This is a genomic window from Acinetobacter sp. YH12117, from assembly GCF_013418865.1.
GTDB classification, from domain to species: domain Bacteria; phylum Pseudomonadota; class Gammaproteobacteria; order Pseudomonadales; family Moraxellaceae; genus Acinetobacter; species Acinetobacter indicus.
In genome coordinates, this window is record NZ_VPBF01000060.1 from 1 (window position 1) to 10416 (window position 10416).

General features: G+C 37.2%; 10 protein-coding genes and 3 pseudogenes. 5 read left to right on the forward strand and 8 right to left on the reverse strand.

What is annotated here, in order from left to right:
• Positions 1-122: 122 nt before the first annotated feature.
• From FTU55_RS14100 to FTU55_RS14115, 4 genes are all read right to left on the reverse strand, one after another.
• Positions 123-344 (reverse strand): hypothetical protein, encoded by a 222-nt coding sequence (locus tag FTU55_RS14100; protein WP_005180724.1) that lies wholly within the window; start codon positions 342-344, stop codon positions 123-125.
• Between the two features lie 23 nt (positions 345-367).
• A complete protein-coding gene (locus FTU55_RS14105; RefSeq protein WP_160232246.1) occupies positions 368-1288 on the reverse strand; it encodes a copper resistance protein B in 921 nt (306 codons plus the stop codon).
• On the reverse strand, positions 1275-3128 hold the full coding sequence (locus FTU55_RS14110) for a copper resistance system multicopper oxidase (protein WP_005180719.1): 1854 nt from the start codon (positions 3126-3128) through the stop codon (positions 1275-1277). Before FTU55_RS14110 ends, FTU55_RS14105 begins: the two co-directional genes overlap by 14 nt.
• A gap of 89 nt (positions 3129-3217) precedes the next feature.
• On the reverse strand, positions 3218-3514 hold the full coding sequence (locus FTU55_RS14115; RefSeq protein ID WP_005006338.1) for a hypothetical protein: 297 nt from the start codon (positions 3512-3514) through the stop codon (positions 3218-3220).
• A 148-nt stretch (positions 3515-3662) separates the two neighbouring features.
• Here FTU55_RS14115 and FTU55_RS14120 point away from each other — a divergent pair, with 148 nt between their 5' ends.
• Both FTU55_RS14120 and FTU55_RS14125 read left to right on the forward strand, forming a co-directional pair.
• A complete protein-coding gene (locus FTU55_RS14120) occupies positions 3663-4343 on the forward strand; it encodes a heavy metal response regulator transcription factor (RefSeq protein WP_005180717.1) in 681 nt (226 codons plus the stop codon).
• Positions 4336-5736 (forward strand): heavy metal sensor histidine kinase, encoded by a 1401-nt coding sequence (locus FTU55_RS14125; RefSeq protein ID WP_160232245.1) that lies wholly within the window; start codon positions 4336-4338, stop codon positions 5734-5736. Before FTU55_RS14120 ends, FTU55_RS14125 begins: the two co-directional genes overlap by 8 nt.
• Positions 5737-5774: 38 nt before the next feature.
• On the opposite strand, the pseudogene FTU55_RS14130 reads toward FTU55_RS14125, so the two are convergent.
• The 3 genes and pseudogenes from FTU55_RS14130 to FTU55_RS14140 form a co-directional block, all read right to left on the reverse strand.
• Positions 5775-7059: pseudogene (locus FTU55_RS14130) on the reverse strand (MgtC/SapB family protein).
• A pseudogene (locus tag FTU55_RS14135) lies at positions 7056-7352 on the reverse strand (copper-transporting ATPase); the annotation flags it as partial. The pseudogenes FTU55_RS14130 and FTU55_RS14135, both read right to left, overlap by 4 nt.
• A 233-nt stretch (positions 7353-7585) precedes the next feature.
• Positions 7586-7828 carry a DUF2789 family protein gene (locus FTU55_RS14140; protein ID WP_004281876.1) on the reverse strand — a complete coding sequence of 81 codons (243 nt, stop codon included), beginning with the start codon at positions 7826-7828 and terminating at the stop codon, positions 7586-7588.
• Between the two features lie 351 nt (positions 7829-8179).
• Between FTU55_RS14140 and FTU55_RS14145 the strand changes: the two genes are divergently transcribed.
• The 3 genes from FTU55_RS14145 to FTU55_RS14155 all read left to right on the forward strand — a co-directional run bounded on the left by FTU55_RS14145 (position 8180) and on the right by FTU55_RS14155 (position 10170).
• Positions 8180-8560 carry a copper resistance protein CopC gene (locus tag FTU55_RS14145; protein ID WP_004681441.1) on the forward strand — a complete coding sequence of 127 codons (381 nt, stop codon included), beginning with the start codon at positions 8180-8182 and terminating at the stop codon, positions 8558-8560.
• A gap of 64 nt (positions 8561-8624) precedes the next feature.
• Positions 8625-9506: a copper resistance D family protein gene (locus FTU55_RS14150; RefSeq protein WP_005105846.1), complete on the forward strand. Its 882-nt coding sequence runs from the start codon at positions 8625-8627 to the stop codon at positions 9504-9506.
• Positions 9507-9975: 469 nt separating this feature from the next.
• On the forward strand, positions 9976-10170 hold the full coding sequence (locus FTU55_RS14155; RefSeq protein ID WP_004281879.1) for a heavy-metal-associated domain-containing protein: 195 nt from the start codon (positions 9976-9978) through the stop codon (positions 10168-10170).
• A 171-nt stretch (positions 10171-10341) separates the two neighbouring features.
• On the opposite strand, the pseudogene FTU55_RS14160 reads toward FTU55_RS14155, so the two are convergent.
• A pseudogene (locus tag FTU55_RS14160) lies at positions 10342-10416 on the reverse strand (IS6 family transposase); the annotation flags it as partial.

Consider the following 10416-nt stretch of genomic DNA (forward strand, 5'->3'; position numbering starts at 1 on the left):
TCTGCCTGTTTCAAGATGGACATGATCTGACTGTCAGTAAATTTAGATGTTTTCATGCAGAATCTCCTGCTCGTATCTTAAGAGAAAATTCTACTTTTAGATCCTATTATTTTTAGGGGGGATTACCCTTTAATAAAGCTTTCTTGCAATATATAAGCAGCTGCTTTAGCGATATCACGCTCAGATGTTGGTTTTTTAGTTGGCATATCAAAAACTCTCATAAGTGATAATTTTAAGCATGTTTTTAACCACTGCATAAAAATAGACCAAAAATTAAGCTTTTTTAGTTTTACAGATTCGAAAATAAATAGTAATAATTCATGAATAGTAGCCGAAGCTACCATTCATGAATCCAAATCATACTATTTTAAAAAACTAATTCGATGCCTGCACCATATTTCCATCCCTTTTCAGACTCTGTTGCCTCTTGCATAGAAGTGGCTTTCTGTCCTTTTTCATATTGGTAAGCAACATCAATGAAAGGTTTAATTCGCTTAGTAATCTCATATCGGGTTTTGATACCAGTTTTTAGTTCTGATAAACCTGATTTTGCAGCATAGTTAGAATCATCGCTAAATATTACATCTGCTTCGATATAAGGTTGAGTAATAAGTTTCTGAGTTAAAAGCAAATCACGTTCTAATTCAAAACTTGCTCCCCAAAAATTATTCTCACCGCCATAAAGATATGCTTGTGTTTCAAAGAAATAAGGAGCTAGACCTAATATACCAATAACCCCATCCACTCGATCGCTGCTGCTGTTATTTTTATCTTCACTATATCTTACCCCAGCTTGTACATCCCAAAATGGGGCTACGTTACGGCTATAAAGTGCTGATACAGCATATTCTGGATCATTACTTTCTGACTTTTCCGAATTGGCTTCAATAAATAGACGATTTTCATCTGTCCCAATCAAAGTTTCAAGCTTTGTTCCTAGCTTACCCTTACCATCTTCATCAACTATCCATGCATTTTCAAGTTTTGTTACTTGATAAATTTGTCCGCCATGTTCTTTAAGATGATCATCGTGAGATCCGTCTGATCTCTTTCTTGCAGTCAAAATAATATTATCTCCCCCATTTGCATTTTCCATTGAATAATATTCTGGATACAATTCTTGGGGGCTATATCTTAAGCCACCAGACTCCTGTAATAAGACTCTCATACCATTTGTAATATTACTTTCTTGTACAGGAGTTTCATTTTTAGCGAACGTTAGATTTGATAATCCAAATAGCGCAATCATCAAAGTTGTTTTTGAAAACAAATTATTAGTGATGTGCATGTGGATTTACTCCCTTCTCATTTACTTGGGACTGAGGAACAGTCTTTGTAGAATTACCATCTTCCACTTGAGCTACAATGAGTTTATTCATCATTCCTGCACTCATATGGTAAAGCAGGTGACAATGAATAGCCCACTCACCTAACTCATCAGCTGTGAGTAGAGTGGTTATCGTTTTCCCAGGTGGAACAATTACCGTATGTTTGTTTGGCATATTGCTTGGATCCTGACCATTCTCAAGCTGCATAAACATGCCATGTAAGTGCATTGGGTGAGCCATCATACTGTCATTGACAAATTTTAAGCGAATACGTTCACCATACTTCACCACTAGTGGGTCGGCTTCATTAAATTTTTTACCATTTATTGTCCAAATATAACGCTCCATGTTTCCACCAAGACGGATCTCTATTTCACGTTCAGCTGCACGAGTGTCTTTTTGAGGATCTAACGATTGCAAATCACTATATTGCAATGCTTTATTACCTTCAGGTGTTGAAGCATTTGCCCATCCAAATACGGTATTATCATTCTTGTCTGAAGCCGCCTTAACAGTAGCGCTATTCATCGGCATATCATGATCCATACCTTTCATAGAAGACATATCATGATCCATACCTTTCATAGAAGACATATCGTGATTCATGCCTTTCATAGAAGACATATCATGATTCATATCTTTCATTGAAGACATATCATGATCCATACCTTTCATAGAAGACATATCGTGATTCATATCTTTCATAGATGACATGTCATGGCTCATCCCCATATCTTCCATAGTTAATAAAGCACGAGGGCGAGATTTAGGCATCTCAATTTGTTTGACTGCTGGGCTGCTTTCTTCATGTAATGTTCCCACTGAAAAACCGGTACGATCAATAGATTCAGCTTCAATTTGGTAATGTGCTTGTTTTGGTTCCACAATGACATCATAGGTTTCAGCAGTACCAATACGGAACTCATCTACAGGAACGGGTTTTACAGGTTGACCATCAGCACTGACTACAGTCATTTTTAGGTTTGGAATGCGTACATCAAAGAATGACATAGCGGAAGCATTAATAAAACGAAGGCGAACTTTTTCACCAGCTTTGAAGTTACCGGTCCAGTTTTGCTGAGGTGTTTTGCCATTCATTAAAAATGTATAACCAGTCACATCGGACATATCTGTTTTCAACATCCGCATCTGATTCCACATAGAGCGGTCTTGCCAAGTTGCCTTTAATCCATCACGTTTAACTTGTTTTAATACATCGAATACTGTTTCGCGACGGTTCTGATAGTAATCTGCTTCTTTTTTAAGATTTTTCATAATTTGATCACTTGTTGAATTATGAAAATCAGAAAGCAAAACAACGTAATCTTTATCGGTTTTTTCAGCAGCTGTTAGTGGAGTTTTATCTTTAGGATAAATAACAAAAGCACCATATAAACCGTCTTGTTCTTGTCCTTTACTATGTGAATGATACCAATAAGTACCATTTTGGCGGACTTTAAACTTATATTCATAAGTTTTATTAGGGGCAATGCCATTAAATTTGTTAAATCCAGGTACACCATCCATAATTCCAGGTAATAATAAGCCATGCCAATGGATTGAAGAGTCCTGATTTTTTAACTTATTGTGAACACGGATAACGGCCTCATCACCTTCTTCAAATTCAAGAAGTGGTGCAACGAATTTACCATTTACAGTAATTCTCTCAACTGGTTTTCCTGTGATATTTACAGTTTGTTCAGCGATTGTTAAATCATATTCTTTAACTGCCGCCATTACCCAAGTTGATGAAAATAAACCAACTCCAATTAAGAGTATATGACTTAACTTTTTTGACATTCTATCTCACCTTTAGAAAGGTCAAGATTGAAGTAATAAAGCAAATATTTAGTATAAACTTTAATACTTCTTTCTCGCTATTTATAAAATTATTTATTGCTACCAGGCATATTCATCTTTGAATGATCCATTTTAGAATGGTCCATATTCATCATAGAATGATCCATTTTTGACATGTCAGATGAGTTAGGAGACTGATGTTGACTATGATCTTGCTGAGTCTTGTCATCTTTTTCCATTTTACAAGGTTTTGTACAAGGTTCCTGTGCTTTTACCGTTTTAGTGGCACTTGAGGTTGATACATCTTTTGCCCAAGATTGAGTACCAGCAATTAAAGTTCCAGCACACATTAAAATTGTTAGACTACGACGCACTACAGTTTTCATAAGTTTCTCTAAAAGTTAATTTCTTGCTACTACAATAAAGTGAAGCACTGAACATCTAAGTGACTTGAAAATGACATTTTTGTAATCTATCTCGATCAGATGTTTTATAACGTTATTATAGTTTTAATGAATAACTTAGGATTCTGAGATGAGAATACTATTAGTTGAAGATGAACAAAAAACTGGTGATTATCTCAAGCAAGGTTTATCCGAAGCTGGCTATATTACGGACTGGGTTACAGATGGGTTAACGGGTAAACATCAAGCTCTTTCTGAAGAGTATGACTTAATTATTTTAGACGTGATGTTACCTGGAATAAATGGTTGGAATATTATCAATGATATTCGTAGCAGCGGTAAAACAATGCCCATTCTTTTTCTTACCGCCCGAGATCAAATCGAAGATCGAGTAAAAGGATTAGAGCTAGGCGCTGATGATTATTTAGTTAAGCCTTTTGCTTTTGCAGAGCTTCTAGCTCGAATAAAAACGCTCCTTAGACGAGGGCAACAAAGAGAAGATAATAATATTATTAAGATTGCTGATTTAGAACTTGATTTGAGAAAACGTCGGGTAACACGAGCAGGTCAACGCATTGATCTGACGGCTAAAGAATTTGCGCTTATGGAGCTTTTTATGCGTAGAAGAGGTGAAATTCTACCAAGAGCACTTATTGCATCTCAAATTTGGGATATGAACTTTGATAGTGATACAAATGTAGTTGAAGTCGCTATTAAACGATTAAGAAATAAAGTAGATAGTAATTTTACCCCTAAGTTAATTCAGAATATTCGAGGAATGGGGTATGTATTAGAGGTAGAAGATGAATAATAAATTATTCAAATCTATCAGTTTTCGTATTGGTATTATTTTCTCATTATCGACTATATGCATTCTCATTATGATGGGGTTTTTCATCCATAAATTAGTGATGCATCATTTTGAAACGCAAGATCGTACCCAATTAGAAGGTAAAATCCAGCTTATTCAGAATCTTCTCCAACAGCATCCTAAAAATTCTCCAGAACTTGATCTATATTTGAAAGATGCTTTAGTTGGACACCATGATCTTATGGTCCAAATAGAACGACCGGCAGGTCAGATTTTATTTAGTTCAACACCTTCAATCATTAATACTCAACAGTTAATCAAGTCAGCAAATAACCATTGGATTAAATGGAAAATTAAGAATAAGACCTATCGTGGCATGATCTACAACACGGATATAAACAAAAATACTGAAATACAATCTGTACGCATTATTGTGGGGATCGATACATCTGAACATCTACATTTTTTAAATGATTTTAAGCGTCAACTTTTTTACATTGGTTTAGCCGGTACGATTTGTTTAATGTTTTTAGGCTGGTTTGCAACCTGGAGAGGTTTAAGACCCGTGCAAAAAATGGCTAAGGTCGCAGAAGGCATTTCTGCCCAACATCTTTCAGAACGTTTAGAAGTTGAGCACACACCAACAGAACTAAAATCATTAGCAATTGCCTTCAATGATATGCTCGACAGACTAGAATCAGCTTTAGAAAGGCTTTCCGATTTTTCATCTGATTTAGCGCATGAAATTAGAACACCGATTAATAACTTAATGACTCAAACTCAAGTATGTCTTGCCCGTAAACGAGATACCAGTACCTATCAAGAAGTACTATTTTCTAATTTAGAAGAATTAGAACGTTTGGCTCGAATGGTATCCGATATGCTTTTCTTGGCAAAAGCAGAACATGGCCTAAAATTACAGAACTTACAGAATATTGACCTGGTTAAAGAAGTTACAGCCTTATTTGATTTCTATGATGCGCTAGCTGCCGAAAAAAATATGACGCTTCAACAAACAGGATCTGGAAATGTCAAAGGTGATCCTGCTATGTTACGTCGAGCACTCAGCAATCTATTATCTAATGCAGTTAAATATGGAAATAAGAATTCTACAATACGCATAAAACTTCAACAGAATTTAGATAACACAATATTTTCAATTGAAAATGAAGGCCCTGAAATCTCTCCTGAACAACTATCCAGGTTATTTGATCGATTTTATCGAACAGATGCATCTAGACAAAGAACAGAAGAAGGAACCGGCTTAGGGCTCGCGATAACAAAATCTATTCTTGATATGCTTGGGGCGACCATCCAGGCTGAATCCCTCAATGGTCGAATCATTTTTACCATTGTTTTTCAAAGTGAATCCATGCAAGGGAAATCATTTTAACTCATTTTTTGAACATCTTCCATTTACCCGAGTTGACCTTACATAAAGCTCAAACTGAGAGCCAGAGCTACGCCAGCACCTATCATGGCAATTGTGTAGCCAAATATGATAGCTCGGCCAAACTGTGCCCCCCCCTGTCATCCATGCAATTGTCGCTTTGCTTAACATGTTGCTCAGTGTGGCCAGCCCTAGCGCGACAGCAGCCACATTTGTTGTTAAGCCTTCAGTACTATGCAGGCGGGCAAGTGAGACTAAAATAGCATCTACGTCTGCTAGCCCAGAAATAGTCGATAATACGAAGATGCCGCTGGTGCCCAACCATTGTTTTGCTGCCGGGACCAAGACTGCCATGACAGCCAGGAAAGCAGCGAAGCTGAATGCTGTCCCAAGATCAAAAGGAGCCATTGCTTCTATTGTTCGATCGTTGTTTTCAGCGCTGGTAATTTGGCGTTGTCTCCACAATGCCATACCCAGCAGAAGGATTCCCGCAATCATCATTGCACCACCAAAAGTGCTTAGCAATGCTGGCTCAATGACGCCTATCAGCACAACCATACGAAAAAACATGATGCCACAGGCAGCCAATGTTCCAGAAATAGCAGCACTGACCATGACGGGGTGCTGGCGTGTATAGCGTGCCAGTGCGACAGTTGCAGCTGTAGAAGATGCCAAACCACCCAATAGACCTGTCCAGAATATGCCTCTTTCTGAACCGGTAAGCCGCATGGCAAAATGACCTGCCAGAGAGAGTCCGGCAATCAGGATCACTGCCCACCATAACTGGTAAGGATTTAATGCAGCAAAAGGTCCCAGACCCGTATTGGGTAAGTAGGGTAATATAACGACAGAAAGTACCAGCAACTGCAGGGATGCGGTTAATTCACGATGCTCTATCAAGCGTAGCCAACCGTGTAAGGTTGGCTTGAGATCCAAAAATACAGCGACGATTACAGCCGCGGTTAATGCTAAAGTAACATTACCATGGGATGCATATGCACCTAAAACTAATGTCAACAGCATCGCGATCGTCGTGGTAGCGCTTAGATTACCGGAAAGTTTTGCGGTACGCGCGTAGGACACTGTTAATAATAAGGAAAGCCCTAATACGGCCGCGACCAGCGGCCAAGGCCCGAAGTTTGGTTGTAAATGACCGAGCACTCCTCCGAGCAATCCTGTCAATGTGAAGGTACGTAGGCCTGCTACTCGGCTGCCCTCGGGCAATTCACGATCGTGCCATCCTCGTTCTAAACCAATGAGCAGGCCGATGGCAAGTGCTGCAATAAGACCTGGTACATCTGGTGGAAGAAAAGAACTCTCTATCATAACTTTTTATTTCGCAGGCGAAGGGCATTCGTGATGACTGAAGCTGAACTCAAACTCATAGCCAAGGCGGCAATCATCGGTGACAACAACCAACCGGTAAATGGATATAGTACGCCAGCCGCGATAGGGACACCCAAAGCATTGTAAAGGAAAGCAAACATGAGGTTCTGTTTCATGTTGCCGACAGTAGCTTCCGAAAGTGAACGGGCAACAGCAATCCCTCGTAAATCTCCCTTGACCAGCGTAACTTGGGCACTATTCATTGCGACATCAGTTCCGGTCCCCATAGCGAGGCTTTGTTGCACAAAGATTTCATAACTATATGATTTTAGAAGTTTTGATTATTTTTTGATCCAAAGTTAAATTTATTTAAATCAGATGCTTACATATTTATGCAACAAAGCCATTTCAGAGTAAGGAATCTACTACTTATATAATAGAGATTCCATCTCCAAAACAGTACTACTGTATGAATGAGTTGTATTCAATGCAGGGAAGAATGTAGATCCTTAATACTAACGGAAAATTATTTTACTGAATTTTCATGTAAAGACTCATTTAATTGATCAATCACTGTCGTCCATTCACCATCAGAGTGTAGTTTTTCTTCTAAAAAATGACGTTGAGCATCAGTCCAAAAAATTGCTTGTGTTAAAAAAACATCTCCAGCTAGCTGATGGCTCTCTATGAATTTTGCAATTGCTTCTTCAGTAGAAGCTAAACCAAGCTGTTCAAATAATTTGGTCATTCTTGGACGTGTTTGAGTCATGTGCTTAGCCCACAAATTTATATTAGATCAAATTAAACATAACATGTTTATATTTAAACTAAAATATAAAAAATTAAATAGCTACTATTTTCTTAGACAAAATGATTACTACATTTCATAAATCAACCACCTACATAATTTGTTTGTTAAATGATCATTATTTTTCAATAAGATTATTTTAATAGTTAAAGATTTTAAATTTTAAAAATGACAAAAATGTAATTTTGAAGTCATCGCTCTGTTTCTGTCTCTCACTAATAATTGAAATATAAGAGGAGATGATGTGGTCTCATTAAATATAGATTTTATAAAGTCATCTCTAATGAACTAACGAATCAAGAGGAAACGTAAATGAAATTATTTCAAAATAAAATGACTGCTCTACGTAATGTTGTAGTAGCTGCAACGATGATTGTGGCTACTACAACTACGTTCGCTCATGTGAGTTTAGTGAGTGCGATTCCTGCGGAAAATGCATCTATCCTTAGTCAACCAAAGAACTTGACCCTTAACTTTGGTGCAGAGGTTATGTTGATGAATATTAAGTTACTGGATGCTCAGCGAAGAGATGTTCCTTTAAAATATAAAGTTACTCATGACTTAAAGAAATCCTTTGATGTCGCTCTTCCGAAACTGAAAAAAGGTAAATATACCGTTGTCTGGACAACAATGGGGAAAGATGGTCACAACATGAATGGTGAATATAGTTTCACTATCAAATCAACTAAATAAGAATTGATTACCTTTCAACATGTCAGTGAGGTGCTGGCATGTTGTTCTAGAATGGACAAAAATAATGATTTCTGAATATTGGATGTGGGCCACTTGGTTAACTAAGGTTATTTTATATTTAAGTGTAGCTTTTGTCGTTGGTGGAGCCTTTTGCTATTTTTTACTTAGACAATATCTTGAACTAAAAGAATCGATTCTTAAATATATTACAATTGGCGCTGGATTAGGCCTAATTTCCAGTACCTTGGGATTTTTTATTCTGATTGGTAGTTTTGCCAATACTGGTATTACAGGGATGGTGGACCCCACGTATATTAATATATTGGTTAATACTCCGACGGGGTATATATACGTTCTTCGTTCTATTAGTTTTGCTCTTTTACTTCTTCTCATGGTGGTTAAACTTAACAGGAACAAAGGTCAGTTTTCTATAATTGAAAGTTCAATATTTTGTGTTTTACTTCTCCCGATTATTTTTAGTTTTTCCCAGCTCGGACATGTCGCTAATTTAACCTTACTTGCTCAAATTTTATTATCAATCCATATTCTAGTTATGTCGTTATGGATGGGGTCTTTATATCCGTTATGGAAAACCAGCCGGGAAATAAGTGGTTTACCTTTAAAAGATCGCATGCATGTATTTGGACGTATTGCTGCTTTCATTGTTGGGATATTAATCGCCTGTGGCGCTAGTGTAGCTCTTCTTTTAATTAAGGATTTTAATACCTTAATCAATACTGCATATGGCTATGGTTTCATGGTTAAAATGTTTTTTGTTATAGGTATTCTACTTTTAGCTGCCTTCAACAAATGGTATTTCACCCCGCGTCTTCAACATCCTAAATTCGCTAAACACCTTAGTCATGCCATTTTATTTGAGATGTTATTAGGTCTATCAATTCTATTAACAACAGGCTATATAACCACTGTCGTGGGTATTGAATAAGAGAATTTCAAAATAAGGGAATTGAGGAAATTTAACATTACTGCATTTATCTTTTGTAGCTGAGCAATAAAGTTTCTACTGGACTGCCAACTTACGACAATCAGAACAGTAAAATCGCATCATGAGGCATTATACATAAAGGTAGTCACCGGTTTTTAGCTTATCTTCAACCCATAACGGTCTCATCTATTCAGTTCACTACCATTGATTGAAATAACTAATCTTATAAATTTCAGAGTGATCGTAGATGACAAAAATGTCATTTTAAAGTCACATTAATGTTGGTTAAGTACTTTTACTGTAGTCATTAGAACACTCTTCTTTGGAATACTCTGAAGAAAACTGTAAGGTTGTAAACAGACCAAGTTACAGCGAGTAACTGATTCAGAAAAAGGCTGGTTGTATGGTGAAAGTTTAGAGTTACTGTTCTAATGTTTTAAACAAATGTTTTGTTAAAAAGGAGCAACATATGAAATTTCACATCGCTAATATGACTTGTGGTGGTTGTGCACGCGGCATTACTACCGCAATTAAAGAGCTCGACTCGAATGCCTCACTCGATATTGATTTACAAAACCGTATTGTTGAAATCAACACAACGGTGAGTCAGGATCAAGTCATTGCCACTCTCAGTGAGCGTGGATTTACAGCTGATCCTGCTTAATCTCTGTTAGAGTAACAGTGGGAATTCCTTACCACTTTTACTCTCTCTTATTTTCCTCATCGTACAGATAAAACCTGTACTTGCTTGAAATAAAAGTAATCCCTGAATTCCCCCTAATCGGCACTGTTGCAAATAGAGATTTGAGTCGATGATGTTCCCTTTAAAAAGTACTTAGAGACCGAAAACCCTGTTGATTAGACACACTTCACCCTGAGGCTGACCATAATAAAATGACGATGCTTGTCC